The sequence below is a fragment of the Flavobacterium subsaxonicum WB 4.1-42 = DSM 21790 genome, from assembly GCF_000422725.1.
Classification (GTDB): domain Bacteria; phylum Bacteroidota; class Bacteroidia; order Flavobacteriales; family Flavobacteriaceae; genus Flavobacterium; species Flavobacterium subsaxonicum.
This window is the reverse complement of record NZ_AUGP01000018.1, coordinates 69,187-87,132: the sequence shown is the minus strand read 5'-3', so window position 1 is coordinate 87,132 and position 17,946 is coordinate 69,187. Positions and strand designations below refer to the sequence as shown.

Sequence of the window (17,946 nt, the reverse complement as noted above, 5' to 3'; positions counted from 1 at the left end):
TTAAAATAAAGAAGTATTACAAATTTTACGGCAATAATTCTACCTCGGCATTAGGGTTAAAAAGGTACACCCTGCCGCTACTTATTTCCTGGCATTCAAAACGTTTTATGCGTTGTGCCCCTTTTTTAAAGACCTTGCCGTTGTGTATGCGGAATAACGCCCCATACGGAACTTCGAAAATATAATTTTTATCCGTTTTTTCGTCAAACTGCTTTAACGCCAAAGACAGTGTAGCATCGGTATCGCTACTGGCTTTAGGATTCCTGAAATGCCTTGCCAGCAACGGCAGCAAATGCCCGGGAAAAATCTCGGGCCGTATAAAGGGTACCATAAGTCTTTGAAAAGTAAGTTTCCACTCGTCGCCGTGGGGTTTAATATTGCGTCCAAATTTTTCGAAAGCGGCAAGGTGGGCAATTTCGTGCACCAGCGTAATTAAAAAACGGTATTGGTTTAGGCTGGCATTTACCGTAATACGGTGGTACCCGCTGGCATCGCGATGATAATCGCCATGGCGGGTAACGCGGTCGTTTACAATTTTTAGGTGTACGCCGTACAGCTTTATGAGCTCAAAGAGTGGCGCAACAGCATGTTCGGGCAAATAGCGTGCTAATACGTCTGTCAAACTTATAAAAATTTATGGCGTAGTGCTGCTTACCTGTAGCACCTTACCGTTGTAGTAAGTATTGCCGGTTAAGGCAAAATTATAAATATAGTCGGCCATTTGCTTAGGCGAAAGCGGAGCCTCATACCCCGGAAAAGCCTCCTGGAGCATCTCTGTATTAACAGCGCCCAAAGCCAGCACATTAAAGGCAATACCCTGCTCTTTGTATTCTTCGGCCAAAAGTTCTGATAAGGTAATTACCGCCCCTTTGCTGGAGCTATAGGCCGATAGCCCGCCAAACTTCATGGTGCCCTGTACGCCGCCCATACTGCTTATGGTAACCACGTGGCTGCCCTTAGCCATAAACGGCAGCACAGCCCTGTTTAAAGCCGCTACACCAAATACGTTTACTTTATAGATGTATTCAAATTCTTCGGCAGAAATTTCGCCGAAAGGTTTTAAGATCAAAGCCCCGGCATTGTGTATAACAATATCTACACTGTGCCATGTATTTTGTACAATCTCTTTTACAGCGGTGGCGTTCTGGGTTTCGGCAAGGTCCAGTTGCAGGCATGTAATATTAGCATTTTCTAAAAGTGCCTGTGGCGTTTTACGCGAAATGGCCAGTATGTTGTGCCCGGCAGCAGCAAACTGAAGGGCAAGCTCATAGCCTATGCCCCTGCTGGTACCGGTAATAATAATATTTTTCATTGTTATTTTTTCTTCATTACAATATCGTTTGTTTTGGAGTTTACCATTTTATCGGTAACCGGAATCATCTCCTGTATAAACAACGTCATGTGTTTGGTATCCATGTGTTCAAAATCGTCTTCTACCTTGTGGTAGTAGGCAAAATTTTCGAAGTCAAAGGTACATATTGTTTGCGATGGTTTTTGGAATTCGTTGTAAAATGAGTAGTTGTCTGACCTGCGGAACAGCTGGTATTTCATCTCCACATCAAGGTAGCCAATAAGTTTTTTACCGGCATATTCGTTAATCTTGTCGCCCATGGTGCTCATTCCGTATCCGGTAAGGTAAGCCATAATATCGCGGTTCATGGCTACGCCCACCATTTCAAAGTTAAGCATTGCATACAGGTTAAAGTTTTGCGCCTTTAGCTTTACCGCAAGGCTTTGCGAACCCAAAAGGCCTTTCTCTTCCCCCGAAAAATAGCAGAACAAAATACTGCGCTTGTTGTTTTTGGTCTTGCCAAAATAGTTTACCAGTTCGCTTACCGTAGTTACCCCACTGGCATCATCGTTAGCACCGTTGTAAATACTATCAGCCCCCACAGCTGCCTTAAGCTCTGTACCAATATGGTCGTAATGTGCACCAAAAACCACAAACTCATTTTTAAGTTTTGGGTCGGTGCCCTCCAAGTAACCAATTACATTGTAAGTAGGTTTCTCGAAATTGGTAAGCGTATCTTTATACGTAGCAAAATAAGGCTTAACCCCATTTTTTACAAAAACATCTTCTAAATATTGTGCTGCCTGCTCCAGGCCTTTACTCCCCGCTTCGCGGCCTTTTAACTCGTCTGCCGACAAAAACTTAAGCGTTGCCGCCACCGATTTTTCGTCTACCTTATAATTTTTAGCCGACGTTTTTTGTGCACACGATAATGCCGAGCAGCCCAAAGCCACCAGAAGAAGGAATGTTCTTTTCATAAAGGTTTGTTTACTTAGCTAAAGTAATAAAAAAATGGCTACGACCGTTTTACTTTAGAAGATGAAGAGGCAGGGCGTAAGACATCTATTTTTACGAGCGCAGGATTCATAATCCTGATGCCATCATTTTAAACAATTGTCCTAAACGTTAGGTTTACCCTTGGCTTGTTAACCAGTTTTGTGGGCGGCAGGCGGTGCAGCCAGTGGGTTTGGGTCTGGTCTTTCATAACCAGGAGGCTGCCGTGCTCTAACACCATTGCAACTACCTCTTTAGTTTCTTTATGTTTAAATGCAAATTTGCGTTCGGCACCAAAACTAAGCGAACCTATAGCACCATTCTTTTTAAGGTCTTTTTCGCCATCGCTATGCCACGCCATACCCTCTGTACCGTCGTGGTATAGGTTAAGCAGGCAGGAGTTAAATGTCTCGCCGGTTTGCGCTTCGATAATGGCTTTTAGTTCTAACAGTTCGGGCGTCCAGGGTAGCGCCTGTTTGGTGGTATTGCTGTAAGTATACTCAAACGGAAGTTCGCCATACCAGGCCACTTTGCGTTTGGTAATAATGTGCTTGCCAAAAATAACGGCTTCGTCGTTTTTCCACTCAATGGTTTCAAGCAGCACTTTTAAGTAATGGTTGGCTTTATCAAACGGCATTAGCTTGCCGTAATAATTTACAGTACCGTCTTTGGGCAAAAAATTATGGGTGCTGGTTACCTCGTTACCAAATAAATCCATTACTATTTTATTGATGATTTAAACGCTACTGACCTTTGCAAAGTTACGCAGAATATTATTTGTTTATGGCAAATTATAAGGGCTGCCTATGCTGCATAACAGGGCATAATAAGTAAATAAAAAAATATTATTATCTTTACAGTGAATAAAAAACAATACTGAATGAATTTAAATGGCGATATAATAATAATCGAAGATGATTACGAAGACAGGGAGTTTTTGAATGAAATAATTGTAGAGGTACTGGCGCATAACGGCTATAACAATAAAATTGTGATGATCGACGACAGCTCTAAAGTGCTAAGCTATCTGAGAGCTGCATCAGAGTCGCCTTTTTTAATTATCTCTGATATTAATATGCCAGGCATGGATGGCTTTAAGTTGAGGCAGCAAATATTTGAAGACCAGGATTTAAATGATAAATGCATACCCTACATTTTTTTAACCACATCTGGAGATAATGTGGAGCTGATGAAAAAAGCCTACGGACTTTCTATTCAGGGTTATTTTACAAAGCCTAACGACTATGCAGAGTACAAACTCTTAATGTCTGACATTATCAGATACTGGAAGGTAGCCAAGATTGCCAACCGCGTTGGCTATAACGGTTAAGGCACAACATACGTTAAAACACAAAAGCCGGCATATTCTGCCGGCTTTTGTGTTTTAATACTCAATCAAATTTTAATGTAGGTTTGTGTTCTTTTATCCTAAACTTTTCATCGGTATTAATTAATGTCATAATAATGCCTAACGTTTCCAGATTGGGTGGAAGGCTGCTAACATCCAACTTTTTAATCCTGGTATCGGTTAACGATAAATACTTTAGATTTGGTATTGCTGCAAGCTGAACAGGCAATGCGGTAACCTCGCAATTTTCTATACGCAATACTTTTATTTTTTGCAGGTTTTTAATACCGGGAGGTATCTCTGTAATTTCGCAACCCCGTACCATTAAATATTCTAAATTGGTTAAACCCGGTATCCATTCAGGAAACTCCTCAAAAGGCACGTTGAGGATGCTTAACTTTGTAAGCGTTTTTAACTGCCCGATTTGTTTTGGCAGATAAGGCGCATGATAAATGTTCGTCTGAATATTTAACGATCGTATCTTTGTGAATTTTAAAAATTCAGCACCATGATCATTCAGGTTATCAGGAAATGAAAGACGTAATTTCTTTACCCGCCCAGGTTTTAGCAATGCCCTGCTTAGGTTATTAAATTCGCCAAAAAACAATTCTCTAAATCTGCCCATACCACGTAGTTTGTAATTACAAACATACTTATTTTAAACAAAATACCCGTCCTGAAAAAATCAGGACGGGTATTTTTATACCAGTTGCAGTGTGGCTTATGCCAGCATAGTAACCGGGTTTTCTATGTACAATTTAAGTGTTTGAAGGAACTGTGCACCCGTTGCGCCGTCTATAGTACGGTGGTCGCAGGTTAAAGTAACCATCATGGTATTACCCACTACAATTTGCCCGTTTTTAACAACCGGTTTTTGTACAATGGCACCTACCGAAAGTATAGCCGAGTTAGGCTGGTTGATGATAGAAGTAAACTCCTGGATACCAAACATACCTAAGTTAGATACTGTAAACGTGCTGCCTTCCATTTCGGCAGGAGCAAGTTTTTTGTTTCTTGCTTTACCGGCAAGGTCTTTAACAGCACCGCCAATTTGAGAAAGGCTCATGTTATCGGTAAATTTAAGTACCGGCACCAAAAGGCCATCTTCTACAGCAACGGCAACACCAATACTTATGTGTTTGTTGTAAATGGTAACATCGTCTTTCCACTGGGTATTAACCTGTGGGTGCTTGCGAAGCGCCATAGCACATGCCTTAATAACAAGGTCGTTAAACGACACTTTTGTATCCGGCACTGCATTTATAACACCACGGCTTGCCATAGCATTGTCCATATCAAGCTCTATCGTTAAGCTGTACTCCGGTGCAGTAAATTTAGATTCGGCCAAACGGCGTGCAATAACTTTACGCATTTGGTTGTTTTTAACCTCTTCTGTAGCAACTTCGCCAGTTGGCACATAAGCCGGTTTAGCAGCAGCCTGCTCTTTAGCCGGTGCAGATGCAGCAGCTTCTTTAGCAGGAGCAGCGGCGGCAGCCGGTGTAAAGTTCTCGATGTCTTTTTTAACTATACGTCCGTTCTCACCAGATCCTTTTACCTGGTCAAGGCTAACACCTTTATCCTGGGCAATTTTACGGGCAAGTGGCGAAACAAACACCCTGCCGCCATCGTTAGATGCTGCCGGGGCAGCCTCCTGGGCTTTAGGAGCTTCTTTAGTTTCTTCTTTTTTATCGTCAGCTTTAGCTTCGGCAGGTTTGTCTTCGCTTTTGCTTTCGGCAGCAGCAGGAGCACCTTTACCAATATTGCTAACATCTGTACCTGCAGGGCCTATAATGGCAAGAACGCTATCAACCGGGGCCGACTCGCCTTCTTTAATACCAATAGACAATAAAGTACCGGCGTTAAACGATTCAAACTCCATAGTAGCTTTATCCGTCTCTATCTCAGCAAGAATGTCGCCTTCTTTAATCTCATCGCCTACTTTTTTAAGCCATGTAGCCACAGTACCTTCGGTCATTGTATCGCTAAGGCGAGGCATAGTAACTACAACAACACCTTTAGGCAATGCCGCAGGGGCTGCTTTTTTATCTTCTGTAGGTTTTTCTTCAGCTTTAGGTTCAGCCGCTTTTTCTTCGGTTTTAGCTTCAGCTTTCTCTTCTTTAGGAGCTTCTTCTTTTTTATCAGAAGCACCTTCAGATGATCCGCCTTTACCGTCAAGAAGCGCCTGGTAGTCTTCGCCTTCTTTACCAATAACAGCAAGAACACTATCTACCGGGGCAGTATCGCCCTCTTTGATTCCTATATATAATAAAGTTCCGGCATCAAATGCCTCAAACTCCATAGTTGCTTTATCTGTTTCAATTTCTGCAAGTATATCACCTTCTCTTATGGTGTCACCTACTTTTTTAAGCCACGTTGCCACAGTACCCTCAGTCATGGTATCGCTAAGGCGTGGCATGGTAATAATTTTTGCCATGGTTATTATTGTAGTTTATGTGGTAAAAAAGGATAATTTTCCTGATCGTAAACAACGTCGTACATAACGCTAAGATCCGGGTACGGAGACTCTTCTGCAAATTGTTCGCACTCTGCAACAAGGTCTTTAACCCTTGCATCGATTGTTTCAATTTCTTCGTCTGTAGCGTATTTGTTTTCTTTTATAATATCAAGCACCTGTGTAATAGGATCTATTTTACGGTACTCTTCTACTTCGTCTTTAGTTCTGTAATGTTGTGCATCACTCATAGAGTGGCCTCTGTAACGGTACGTTTTCATTTCTAAAAACGTTGGCCCGTCTCCGCGGCGTGCCCTGTCAATCGCTTCGCTCATAGCTTCGGCAACTTTAACGGGGTTCATACCATCTACCGGCCCGCATGGCATTTCGTAGCCAAGGCCCAGTTTCCAGATATCGGTGTGGTTAGCAGTACGCTCTACAGAGGTACCCATTGCGTAACCGTTATTCTCTACAATAAATACTACAGGCAGTTTCCATAGCATTGCCATGTTAAATGCCTCGTGTAACGATCCCTGGCGGGCAGCACCATCACCAAAATAAGTAAGGGTAACACCACCGGTTTCAAAATATTTATCGGCAAAAGCCAAACCTGCTCCAAGAGGAATTTGACCACCAACGATACCGTGGCCGCCATAAAAACCTTTTTCTTTAGAAAATATGTGCATAGAGCCACCTAAACCTTTAGAGGTACCGGTTGCTTTACCAAGAAGCTCTGCCATAACGCGGCGAGGGTCTACACCCATACCAATTGGTTGCGGGTGATTACGGTAAGCAGTTATCATTTTATCTTTAGAAAGGTCCATAGCGTGCAGTGCTCCTGCAAGTACTGCTTCCTGGCCGTTGTATAAGTGGAGGAAACCCCTAACTTTTTGCTGAATGTATAAAGCTGCAAGTTTATCTTCAAACTTTCTCCAAAACTGCATGTCTTCATACCATTTTAGGTAGACTTCTTTTGTGATTTCTTTCATTGCTCAATTATGTTGCTCGTGTAAATAAAAAATTTAGAGATACGCAAAAAGTTTCCTCACACTAATTTGCGAAATGCAAAAATACTATTTCAATTTAATAACTAAAAAATTTAAACCAAGTATTTTATTTATTTTTAAAACCGTAATGTTATAAAACAGTAAAGGAGATTTAAAACTAAATCTCCTTTACTGTTTTATGTTGTAATACTACCCCCGATTAATTTAACCCGGAAAAGTTCTACCCTACTAATACTCGTCCCAGTCGTCGCCAAAGTTAAATGTAAGCGAGAAACGAAGTGTGTTTTCTAACGGGTTTCTTACTTTAGAAGCAGAGAACAGGTAAGACACATCTATTTTAATTACATTGTATTTAAAACCTGCACCCATAGAGAAAAACTTACGGGCTCCTTTTAGCTCATTTTCGTTAAAATAACCAAGACGGAACATAAAGGCGTTGTTATACGTATATTCTGCACCAATAGAGTAAGTAATTTCTTTTAGTTCTTCTTTAAGGCCATCGGGCGCATCGCCAAACGATTTAAAGATACCAGATACCCAGTTAACATCGTTATAATCCTGCAACCTCTGTTGGTATTCTGCTGTGGCAGCAGCCTGCTCTTCATCGGTAACCTCGCCATCGTTGTTAACATCGGGCGCTATAGTAGCCGGAGGTGTTGGCACTAATAGTTTTGCGAACTCTACGTTTACACCAACGGTGTTGTATTCGTCGAAAATAAAATCGAAACCTGCACCCAGCCTAAGGTTAGATGGCAAAAAGTTGTCGCTTGTATCATCATTATCATAACTGATTTTAGGACCTAAGTTCTGCATATTGAAACCTGCCCTCCAACGACCATCAAAATCAGCATAAGCTGTTTCTTCAGACTGGTAGAACGCTGCGATATCAAACGCATATGATGTAGCCGCACTTGCATCAGAGCTTCCACCCGATGTTTCAGGAATCCTTAAGTTAGAACTGATAAAACGACCCGCAACTGCCATCGAAAAGCGTTCGTCAAGCTTTAGCGAGTACGATAAATCTACCGCAAGCTCACTTGGCCTTCTGGTTACGCCAATATCATCCGGGCTGTTTCTTAATTCAATATCACCAAGTCCAAAATAACGAAGGCTACCGGCAAAGGCCATACGCTCGTCGAATTTGTTGTAATACGTTACCTGCCCAAGCGAAATATCGTTAGCAATACTGGTAAGGTAAGGCGTATAACTTGCAGAAAGGCCCTGCGACTTAAGCGCGAAGGCATATTTTGCGGGATTCCACTGTTGTGAGAAAACATCTGTAGATGTAGCCACACCCTGATCTGCCATACCGGCGGCCCTGGCATCTGCTGCGATAAGTAAAAACGGTACACCCGTAGTTATTACCCGATCGTTATCCTGGGCTTTTGCCGATTGAAATCCTACAAAACACAGGGCAATAAAAAGTATTTTTTTCATTCTGTTATTGATAATTTAAGGGTCACAAATATACTATTTTTTACAGCAAAACAAGTTTTTCATACTTTTCTGCTCTTTTATTGGTAGAAGACGACCTAACAGTGAGCTTATAAACATAAACTCCCTTGCCTATTTTGTCGCCAAAATCGTCTCGTCCATCCCATTTAATATCGCGGCATAAAAAGCCATCTGTAGTAACACTCTGGTTAATGGTTTTTACAATTTTACCGGTTACCGTAAATATTTGCACCTGAACATCAAGCAGTTCGAACGGCCTGTTGTGCGAAAACCAAAACTCGGTATAACTTACAAACGGGTTAGGATAATTAAGCACATGCTCCAGCTTAAGCTCATCGCTGCTGGCTACCACAAACTGAATCTCGGTTGTTACTAAATTATTATAAACATCCCACGCCTTAAAGGTAAGGGTATGCAGCCCTTCGGCAAGGTTAACAAACGGAAAACGTACCGTACCGGTTGTGTAATCGTCTAACGATGCCTCGTAATAGTCGTTCATAAGGTACGGATTGGTTTCATCGCCATCCAGTATCCCTATAATATCATGGCCAATACCACTGGCAGTGTTTATACCGTGGGCATCTGCCAGAAAAGCAAGCAATATAGGCGACTCGTTAGTTATGCCACCTGCCACAAACGATTCGTCGTTCATATATAACTTTACAGTTGGCGCAATATTATCTACCTCTGCGTTAATATTTACACCACCTATCTTAATAATGGTATCCTGGCCGGTTTGATCTTCGAGCACATTATTGCGTTTAGAGTAAAAACTAACGCGCCCTTCGCTTACCGGTATACGTATATCGCGCGGCACTACAAACCCAAAAGAAAACTGCCCGTTGGTAACACTTACGTTGCCCCTAAAAATAGTTTCGCCAAGGGTACTAAAATTATTAATTATCGGAACCATAATAGGATTCAGCTGCGTACCTATATTTTTTGAAGTTCCATCATTACCTAACGTTACACGCGCCGTAGGCTTATCAAAAACGCTAACCTCGAGTTCGCCATTATAATTACTAAGCTGGCTGCCATTACCATCTGTAACGCGACCACCCAGCTTAACATAAGATAAAGACTGCAACACATCTGTAGACTGGGCAACAGGCACATCGTTAATTGTAGTAAGCACAATTTTTGGCTTAGGTATAGCCAGTTTAAGGGCAGGGTCTCCAATAAAAGACACACACCTTACATATTGAGACGATACCAGCTTGGTTCGCCTTAACGCCTCGGCCATTGTAGGATAATCTAACCCGGTATTATCTGTATAATTATACAACAGCCTGGACAGGTCTTTATTAAAACTAAACGCAACACTTATAAAAATAGACCTTGTAGTAGTAATCATGGCAATAGCACCGCCACTGGTATTCCAGTAAATATATTCGCCGGCCGTTGTTTTGTACGGATTATCAAACTTGGTAAGCTGGCAGGTTGCCGTTATAAACAATGGGTATTTATACCTGTTGGTAAGCTTTTGAGCATCGCTTATTTCAAAAATACGCTCGCCGGCCATACCATTTTCGCCACCATGCCCTAAATAATTAACCACCAATGCCCCATTATTTATATTCCGCATTAGCTCATCGTGCGCCTCCGGATACCTAAACCCGCCTGCCGCTGATTGCTGCACAAAGGCATCTGTATACACCTTTCTTACATTTATAAAAGGGCGGTAGGTATTTACATCGTGAGCAACATCTTCTAACGTTGGCACAAAATCATCGCTCGTAGCATCAACATCATCAGATATCATAATATACTCATTACGCCACCTTCCGTAAGCTTCAGGCCCCATATATTCGGCAACCTTGGCAACCATCTGGTCTGCCTGGGTTTTATCATTAACCAGCATCCTGCCCACCGCAACATCAAGGCCGTCGTTAGACGTCATTGGCCCCTCGGTAGGATCCATTAGTCCGTAAAAGTCGTCTGAAACAAACGTTAACACCTCGCTATAGTCGGGCACACCAGAGCCAAACCCATGAAAAGTAGGCACTACATTGGTATTATTAGGTATGCGGTTTTTATAATCAAAAGAGGCATCGCCAAAAAGGTTAAGGTATTTTATTCGTTTAGCCGTAGTAGAAGCATTGCTGTAAACGTATTTTACAAAATTTCGTATAGCACCAACGTCTTGCTTGCCCGACGAAAACTCCTGGTAAATACTCTCAAGGTTTACCACTTTAACATTTAAACCCGAACCGGTGCGGTGCAAATTAGCCAGTGTCTCGGCCGATGCGTTAAGAATTTCGGGCGTTACAATTATATAATCTACATCCTGAAATACGCCCTGCGAATTATTAAACACGGTGCCTTTTAAGTTTTGGTTGGCCACACGCGTTTTTGTATCGCGCAATGGCGTATAATAATCGGCGGACACCACACTTATATACTGCCTTATCTCGCCCCTGTTGGCTTTAAAAGAAAAATTAGCCTGCCCGCCGGTATTAGTTATTGATGTTGTATTATAAATATCTGTAATATCCCAAACTTCGGCAATACCGGATGCATTAGTAAAATTATATTGTAAAACCCCGTTGTCGTCATCGGCACTATTAAGCCTAAACCTAAACTGCTTGCTGTTGCCTTTTAATGTTCTTTTACCTTCTAATATTATATAATCCAGCCACGCATTAGCACTTGGATTGCCAGAATTGCTATAATTAAGCGCAATAGTAATATCGCCACTGCCGGTAAATGTACCGGTAAAGGCACCATCTCTTGCAGCAATATCACTATCACCATTAGCCAGAAAAGAAAACGAGCCCACAGTAGCATCGTTAGCCTTAACCTCCATAGATGTTGCGGTGGTAGCATTGGCAGCCGCACTAACCTTTACGGTAATTGGCCCCTCGGCATCTGGAAATTTAAAGTCAAATTCCTGTAAATTCTCTACATTAAACTGCTCGCCGTGCCATTTACGGCCCAGCCTTGCAATACTAACAAGGTCTTCTTCATGAAAAAGATATTCGTCAAAATTACCGGTTTGTAAATTGGGCGTACCCGTTGGCTGTATAGCCTGCTGTATCCTTTTACCTGTATTACCCACCGTGGTTACGTAATAATAGGTTTTATCGGCAAATAGGTTATTGTTTGTCTGGCTCTCAGCATTCCAGTTATCTACACCTTCTGCATAAAACAAAATATAATCGGCGTTATCAAACTTACCATCCTCTTCGCCCACAAACTTAACCGCGTTTTCGGCCAGGTCCATAGGATAATCGGTACTATTAAGCAGCGGCAGCATACGCCCGCCATTACCATATATTTTTATTTTACGGGGGTCTGTATTAACATCCAGCCCCAGCGATGATAAAAAACTGCGGGTTAATTTATAAACACCCGATTTTTCTACATAAAAACGGTACCAGTCTCCGGATGCCAGCACAGAGTTGCTAACTGCAGTGGTATTTAAGGCACCGCGCAAAGCACTGCCGGATGCATCTGTTATATAGGAGTAAGAAAACGACTTGATTCTTTTAAAACCAGCCCCATCTTTTATTATAGGAGATAACTTTAGGTTTACATACCACTGCTCACGCGCTAAATAAGAACTAAGCACGGCACTTTCTGTAGCCGGTATGGCAGATATTGACAGCCCGCCCAGCTGCTCGCGGGTAATGCTCTCGTATATTATGTTAGATAATTGCAGCGAATTTGCATTGGCAGGAGCGCCAACAGCAACAGAAGACACAAAAAACAGTTGTTTTTTATCGGCATTATAATCCATATTACCGCCCGTAAACTGGGGCATAATAATGGTAGATGTACCCACAGCAGAAGATACATTATCTACCCAGTTTAAAACAACCTCGGTTCTTTGCTGCCCGTAAGACACCAAAAAACATAGCAAAGCAAAAAAAAGTAACCTATTTTTCATTATTCAAACAACGCAGATACGGCCAATATATTACAGGAGCGTAATTTTTTTTTGTGATACAAGTTGCAATATTACTTTAAATACAGCGTTATTAAAAGACACATTTAACATAATTTTGGAATTTTATTAAAAATTTTAAAAACGTGTTGCAGTTTAATGGTTAATTATTATATTGCGCCACGAAATTTATTTACCTACAGAAAGATGAAAGTTAACAAAATCACGGCTTTAAGAGTGTTGCTTGCAATGGCGGTAACAGTGGGTTTTACCGGCTGCAGCAAAAAAGGTGCAGGTGGCGACACCTCATCTGCTACGGGATGGAAAATCAATGACAGAAAAGGTGGTTTCCAGCACAATTCCAGGTACAAACCGCAAACCACTGCTCCTGGACTGGTTGAAGTAGAAGGCGGAACGTTTACCATGGGTAAAGTTCAGGACGATGTTATGCACGATTGGAACAACACTCCAACACAACAGCACGTTCAGTCTTTCTTTATGGACGAAACTGAGGTTACCAATGTTATGTACATGGAGTACCTTGACTGGCTTAAAAGAGTTTTCCCTCCTACAGAAGAAAACTACAAAAATATCTATGTAGGCGCACTACCCGATACTCTTGTATGGAGAAGCGCTCTTGGATATAACGAAACCATGACTAACAACTACCTTAGGCACCCGGGCTATGCTAACTACCCTGTAGTTGGTGTTAACTGGATCCAGGCTGTTGAATTTAGTAAATGGAGAACAGACCGTGTTAACGAAAATACGCTTGAGCAGGAAGGCTACCTTAAAAGGGACGCTAAACTTACTGATGTAACTGCAGAAAGCACTTTTAGTACAGAATCTTACCTTGAAAGCCCTACAAAAAGCTACGGTGGTAACGAAGAAATTGTGCTTAAAGGCCCAAGAAATAAACTTGCTAATAAAGAAGATGCTAAAAACGTTTATGCCCAAAGAACTTCTGGCTTAATTTTACCGGAATACAGGCTTCCAACCGAAGCTGAGTGGGAATATGCTGCTGTTGCCCTTGTGGGTAACCGTGAGTACAACTTATACAGAGGTAACAAAAAATACCCTTGGAAAGGCCAGTACACACGTAACGGTAAAAGACAAACTAAAGGCGACCAGTTAGCCAACTTTAAACAAGGTAAAGGTGACTACGGCGGAATTGCAGGATGGTCTGATGACAATGCTGATATTACTGCCCCTGCTAAATCGTACCCACCAAATGATTTTGGTTTATACGATATGGCCGGTAACGTAGCTGAGTGGGTTGCCGACGTTTATCGCCCTATAGTTGATGATGAAGCTAACGACTTTAACTACTACAGGGGTAACGTTTACATGAAAAATAAAATTGGCGAAGACGGACGTGCTGAGCTTGTAACTGCCGAAACTATTGAGTACGATACTTTAAGTAATGGTAGAATACAGTACAGAAACCTTCCTGGACAAATTGCTCAAACTCAAATTACTAAAGAAGATACCTACCTTAGGCAAAACTACAACAAAGGCGATAACAGGAACTACAGAGACGGCGACAGGCAGTCTACCCGTTACTACGACTTTGGTACAACCGATGAGGAAACAAGCGGTTTAACAGATGCCGAAAGGATGTACGACTCTCCTAAACACCTTGTTGCTAAAGACAGCCTTGGTAACATGCTAAGAGAGTACGATAAATCTGCTAAGAGAACTACGCTTATTAACGATAACGTAAGGGTATTTAAAGGTGGCTCTTGGAGAGACAGGGCTTACTGGTTAGACCCGGCTCAAAGAAGGTACTTCCCTCAGGATATGGCAACCGACTACATTGGTTTTAGGTGTGCAATGTCTAAAGTAGGACCAAAAAGCAGCAGAAAAACTGCAAGAAATTAAATTTCTGTTACAATATAAATTATCAATAAAAGCCCTAATTTAGGGCTTTTATTTTTTTATATACTTTTACCTTTTGTATGGAAACCAACCAACTTTACAATTATTTTTTAGAGTGCAGCAGCATTGCTACAGATACCCGTAAAATTGAACCCGGCTCGTTATTTGTTGCCCTTAAAGGCGATAATTTTGATGCCAATACTTTTGCACAGGAAGCCCTTGCAAAAGGTGCAAAATATGTTGTTATAGACAATGCCGACTATAAAACCGGCGATAAAATGCTTTTGGTAAACAACAGCCTTGAAGCACTACAGCAACTTGCGCAATACCACCGCAGGCAATTGGGTTTGCCAATAATAGCCCTAACCGGCAGCAATGGCAAAACCACCACCAAAGAACTTATTAATGTTGTACTCGCAAAAAAGTATAATACCAAAGCTACCGTTGGCAACCTCAACAACCATATTGGGGTTCCGCTTACGTTATTGTCTTTTACTACCGCTACAGAAATTGGCATTGTAGAGATGGGTGCCAACCATCAAAAAGAAATAGAATTTTTATGTACCATTGCCGAGCCTAACTTTGGCTACATTACCAATTTTGGTAAGGCCCACCTGGAAGGTTTTGGTGGTTTTGAAGGTGTAATAAAAGGCAAAAGCGAACTGTACACCTACCTTGAACAAAACACCAAGATGGCTTTTGTTAATCTTGATGATGATACCCAAAATCAAAAAACAAAAGACCTGCCCCGCTTTACCTTTGCAACCGACAGTTATGATGGCGATGTGCGTATTGACGATGTAACCGCCAACCCTATGGTTAGGCTGTATTATAACGACCAAACCATACAATCGCACCTTATTGGCATTTACAATGCTACCAACATAAGTGCCGCCATTGCTATTGGCAACTACTTTAAGGTAGAAGACAGCAGTATTAAAGAGGCAATAGAAGCGTACATACCGGCCAACAACCGTTCGCAACTTTTAGAAAAAAACGGTAACAAAATAATACTGGATGCCTACAATGCCAACCCAAGCAGCATAGCCGCAGCTGTTGCTAATTTTGCCCAATTAGACGCTACCGGCAAAGTAGCCATATTGGGCGACATGTTTGAGCTTGGCCCCGAAAGCCCTGAAGAGCACGCCAAAGTAGTTGGCCTGCTTGTTCCGGAAACGGATATTGAAACCTATTTTATTGGTAACGATTTTTACAACAACAGGGTCGAGCAGCCTCATTTGTTTTTTTACAAAACATTTGATGATTTTAAAAACTACCTGGCCGATGTAAAATTTATCAATAAAAATATACTTATAAAAGGGTCGAGAGGTATGGCTTTAGAGCGCACACTTGATTTACTATAACCCTTCATTTCTACATATAAACAAAGGCTCCTAATACTATTGGGAGCCTTTTGTTTATATGTAGTACAAGACATTACACCTTTGGATGATCGTCATTAATTAAACCGCGTTTTTCCATATCTATTATAATGGCATCTATAAGCATTTCGGCTGCGGGGCCTTTACCGAGTGTTTTTCCAAGCCATAGGTAAGCATCTGTGCCCTTACCTTTCAAATATCCAACACTTCTGCCCCACCATGATTTTTTACGTATCCTTGTCAGGATAGCACTTCCGGATGGATGCGGTCCATTAGGGTTACGCACAACCCTGCCCTCATAATTCTGTACATTATCCAGCACACACTTAATACGCTTTTCCATTTTATCTCTAAGGCCAAGAATATAGCTAAGCTTAATTTGAGGATATGGATATAAAACCTCTTCTTTAGATTCGGTTAGGCTATAGCCATTAACCTCATCTCCAACAACACGCAAATCGGGCAATAGTGCCAGGTATCCATTTACAATACCCCATTTATCAACACCCTCATAACCAAATTTCAATATAGGGTTACCCGCTGACTGCGGAGCTGTAAAATGTTTCTTTAAAAAATACTGGCAGTTACGGCGGCCTAAAAAGTAATCGTGCTTACGGAAATCTTTAGAGAAGAACCCTCCAAAACCACCCAACGACCCGCATGCAATAGTGTACTTTTCTTTTTCGCGTACCGGCATTATAAGAAAGCGCGTATAATCATCGCTTAGGTAAGCCCTTTTAACCTGGTCGTCTTTCATCATCAGCTGGCCGCGCATGGCCGAAAGTATAGACGGCAGTACGTTTATCCATGCCTTTTTGGGTACAAAAGTAGTGGCTTCTGCCTCTTCGTCGTTAGGAAAAGGATCTATCATAAGCACGACAGAGTCAAACTCCGACGCTTTGGTCTTAGGAGTATAAGCCAAACGGGCTGCATTATCAGTAATAGTATTTTTTTGCCTGTCGTCCAGCAGTTGCTGTGTAATCTCGTAAGGTTCGTTATTTATAACACCACCATCTACGTTTAAAGATAGATAGTCATCGCCTTCAGGCAGAAAATCGTACTGGATCTTATCAGAATTCTGCCCAGATAAAATAAGGTTCAAATATTTATTTTGCTGAATGTATTTGCTCTTCCTGTTCAGGTCTCTGCTCTCCAGCCCTACCGGAAACGCGCCTGTAGACATGGCGGCCTGTTTTAAAACATCAGTGTTTTCTCCGGTAGCAAAGTTTACCGGTATACGGCCATCATTGGGCAATTCTGTAGAAGCTGTAGTTTCTTTAATATCAACATCTCTTGTAACCGGCTCTTCGGCCTTGGTATCGCTTAGCTTAAAAAAGGCGTAATCGCGGTGCATTTTCATGCGATGCTCTCTGGTTCCTGTACTGGTATCAAAAATTACCTTATAGGCAAAACCCCTAAGGTTGGTAATGGTTGTAAAAATATCCAGGTCGGCCGAAATATAAGGGCGCGTGTACCTTTCTGTAACCCTTTTATCGAGAACAGCACTGGCAAGGTCTTTTACAAAAGCCGAATTAAAACCCGCCCTAACCTCTTTAGACTTGTTAAATGCATCGTTTAAAATATCATCGGTAGAGAGCATGTAATCCATCATATCCCTGCCTGCATCTTCTTTTAAGTTTACCCAGGAGTTGTACAGCGCATTGCCCGATGCTATGGCGGCATCAGCAACATTATCCTGCGTTACGGCTTCAAAGTCCTGCTGTACGGCAGCGGCGGTAATAGCAGCCGTCATTCCACCGGCCGAAGCCCCGCCCAGCACATCTATTATAAAATTATGTTTGGGCACGCCGGTAAGCTTCCCTTCCCGCTGTAGCTGCTTGGCTTTTTCCCAATGCTCCAGCGATTCGAGTATATAGTCCATAACACCGGCGGTATACGCCCCGGCCGATACTGCCCCCGCCATACAAATACCGGCATGAAATGTATTTTCCTGGTTTTCCATAAAATTATTTTTAAACCTAATAAGGTGTTTTAAGTTAAAAAAAAATATTAAAATACTTATAATCAGCAAACTAAAAGCAATGTAAATGTATAAGTAATGATACCACAAAAATATACCCATTAATAGGTATTTTATATCCCACAAAATAATCTTAGGTCTATATACCATCTAAATTACCCATAAACATGCCATTTTACTGTGGATAATTCCCCAAAAAATGTGGACTTCTACAAATTGGGAATTTCCGATAAAAAACATAAAAACCTGTAAAACAACAAAATAACGGATAGA

General features: G+C 41.7%; 13 protein-coding genes. 3 read left to right on the top strand and 10 right to left on the bottom strand.

The genetic code is table 11. The annotated features are described in order from the left end of the window. Positions 1 to 25: 25 nt before the first annotated feature. The 4 genes from G509_RS0106490 to G509_RS0106475 form a co-directional block, all read right to left on the bottom strand. On the bottom strand, positions 26 to 622 hold the full coding sequence (locus G509_RS0106490; protein ID WP_026990770.1) for a SprT-like domain-containing protein: 597 nt from the start codon (positions 620 to 622) through the stop codon (positions 26 to 28). 12 nt (positions 623 to 634) lie between these two features. Continuing rightward, positions 635 to 1,312: an SDR family NAD(P)-dependent oxidoreductase gene (locus G509_RS0106485; protein WP_026990769.1), complete on the bottom strand. Its 678-nt coding sequence runs from the start codon at positions 1,310 to 1,312 to the stop codon at positions 635 to 637. A gap of 2 nt (positions 1,313 to 1,314) precedes the next feature. After that, positions 1,315 to 2,268, bottom strand: a complete 954-nt coding sequence (locus G509_RS0106480) for a M28 family peptidase (protein ID WP_026990768.1) — start codon at positions 2,266 to 2,268, stop codon at positions 1,315 to 1,317. 128 nt (positions 2,269 to 2,396) lie between these two features. Continuing rightward, the gene (locus G509_RS0106475) at positions 2,397 to 3,002 is read right to left on the bottom strand and encodes an alpha-ketoglutarate-dependent dioxygenase AlkB family protein (protein ID WP_026990767.1); all 606 of its coding nucleotides are present in this window, start codon (positions 3,000 to 3,002) and stop codon (positions 2,397 to 2,399) included. Positions 3,003 to 3,164: 162 nt separating this feature from the next. Here G509_RS0106475 and G509_RS0106470 point away from each other — a divergent pair, with 162 nt between their 5' ends. Further along, positions 3,165 to 3,614, top strand: coding sequence for a response regulator (locus G509_RS0106470; protein WP_026990766.1), 450 nt, complete (start codon positions 3,165 to 3,167; stop codon positions 3,612 to 3,614). Positions 3,615 to 3,675: 61 nt separating this feature from the next. Here the strand turns inward: G509_RS0106470 and G509_RS0106465 are convergent, their stop codons facing one another. The 5 genes from G509_RS0106465 to porU all read right to left on the bottom strand — a co-directional run bounded on the left by G509_RS0106465 (position 3,676) and on the right by porU (position 12,435). Next, on the bottom strand, positions 3,676 to 4,257 hold the full coding sequence (locus G509_RS0106465; protein ID WP_026990765.1) for a leucine-rich repeat domain-containing protein: 582 nt from the start codon (positions 4,255 to 4,257) through the stop codon (positions 3,676 to 3,678). A gap of 96 nt (positions 4,258 to 4,353) precedes the next feature. Further along, complete coding sequence (locus tag G509_RS0106460; RefSeq protein WP_026990764.1) at positions 4,354 to 6,066, bottom strand: pyruvate dehydrogenase complex dihydrolipoamide acetyltransferase; 1,713 nt, start codon at positions 6,064 to 6,066, stop codon at positions 4,354 to 4,356. Positions 6,067 to 6,071: 5 nt separating this feature from the next. Continuing rightward, positions 6,072 to 7,073 (bottom strand): pyruvate dehydrogenase (acetyl-transferring) E1 component subunit alpha, encoded by a 1,002-nt coding sequence (pdhA, locus tag G509_RS0106455; protein WP_026990763.1) that lies wholly within the window; start codon positions 7,071 to 7,073, stop codon positions 6,072 to 6,074. A gap of 246 nt (positions 7,074 to 7,319) precedes the next feature. Further along, on the bottom strand, positions 7,320 to 8,528 hold the full coding sequence (porV, locus tag G509_RS0106445; RefSeq protein ID WP_026990762.1) for a type IX secretion system outer membrane channel protein PorV: 1,209 nt from the start codon (positions 8,526 to 8,528) through the stop codon (positions 7,320 to 7,322). A gap of 40 nt (positions 8,529 to 8,568) precedes the next feature. Next, complete coding sequence (gene porU, locus G509_RS0106440; RefSeq protein WP_026990761.1) at positions 8,569 to 12,435, bottom strand: type IX secretion system sortase PorU; 3,867 nt, start codon at positions 12,433 to 12,435, stop codon at positions 8,569 to 8,571. Between the two features lie 204 nt (positions 12,436 to 12,639). Here porU and gldJ point away from each other — a divergent pair, with 204 nt between their 5' ends. After that, positions 12,640 to 14,313 (top strand): gliding motility lipoprotein GldJ, encoded by a 1,674-nt coding sequence (gene gldJ / locus G509_RS0106435; protein WP_026990760.1) that lies wholly within the window; start codon positions 12,640 to 12,642, stop codon positions 14,311 to 14,313. 77 nt (positions 14,314 to 14,390) lie between these two features. Then, positions 14,391 to 15,674 carry a UDP-N-acetylmuramoyl-tripeptide--D-alanyl-D-alanine ligase gene (locus tag G509_RS0106430; RefSeq protein WP_026990759.1) on the top strand — a complete coding sequence of 428 codons (1,284 nt, stop codon included), beginning with the start codon at positions 14,391 to 14,393 and terminating at the stop codon, positions 15,672 to 15,674. 73 nt (positions 15,675 to 15,747) lie between these two features. On the opposite strand, the gene G509_RS0106425 is transcribed toward G509_RS0106430, so the two are convergent. After that, positions 15,748 to 17,655, bottom strand: coding sequence for a patatin-like phospholipase family protein (locus G509_RS0106425; RefSeq protein WP_161627170.1), 1,908 nt, complete (start codon positions 17,653 to 17,655; stop codon positions 15,748 to 15,750). Positions 17,656 to 17,946: the final 291 nt, after the last annotated feature.

Excerpts from the sequence above, each read along its gene's own strand:
- G509_RS0106460 (WP_026990764.1), bottom strand. The coding sequence starts at position 6,066 with ATGGCAAAAATTATTACCATGCCACGCCTTAGCGATACCATGACTGAG.
- G509_RS0106475 (WP_026990767.1), bottom strand. The coding sequence starts at position 3,002 with ATGGATTTATTTGGTAACGAGGTAACCAGCACCCATAATTTTTTGCCC.
- porV (WP_026990762.1), bottom strand. The coding sequence starts at position 8,528 with ATGAAAAAAATACTTTTTATTGCCCTGTGTTTTGTAGGATTTCAATCG.
- gldJ (WP_026990760.1), top strand. The coding sequence starts at position 12,640 with ATGAAAGTTAACAAAATCACGGCTTTAAGAGTGTTGCTTGCAATGGCG.
- pdhA (WP_026990763.1), bottom strand. The coding sequence starts at position 7,073 with ATGAAAGAAATCACAAAAGAAGTCTACCTAAAATGGTATGAAGACATG.
- G509_RS0106465 (WP_026990765.1), bottom strand. The coding sequence starts at position 4,257 with ATGGGCAGATTTAGAGAATTGTTTTTTGGCGAATTTAATAACCTAAGC.
- porU (WP_026990761.1), bottom strand. The coding sequence starts at position 12,435 with ATGAAAAATAGGTTACTTTTTTTTGCTTTGCTATGTTTTTTGGTGTCT.
- G509_RS0106480 (WP_026990768.1), bottom strand. The coding sequence starts at position 2,268 with ATGAAAAGAACATTCCTTCTTCTGGTGGCTTTGGGCTGCTCGGCATTA.
- G509_RS0106430 (WP_026990759.1), top strand. The coding sequence starts at position 14,391 with ATGGAAACCAACCAACTTTACAATTATTTTTTAGAGTGCAGCAGCATT.
- G509_RS0106485 (WP_026990769.1), bottom strand. The coding sequence starts at position 1,312 with ATGAAAAATATTATTATTACCGGTACCAGCAGGGGCATAGGCTATGAG.
- G509_RS0106470 (WP_026990766.1), top strand. The coding sequence starts at position 3,165 with ATGAATTTAAATGGCGATATAATAATAATCGAAGATGATTACGAAGAC.
- G509_RS0106425 (WP_161627170.1), bottom strand. The coding sequence starts at position 17,655 with ATGGAAAACCAGGAAAATACATTTCATGCCGGTATTTGTATGGCGGGG.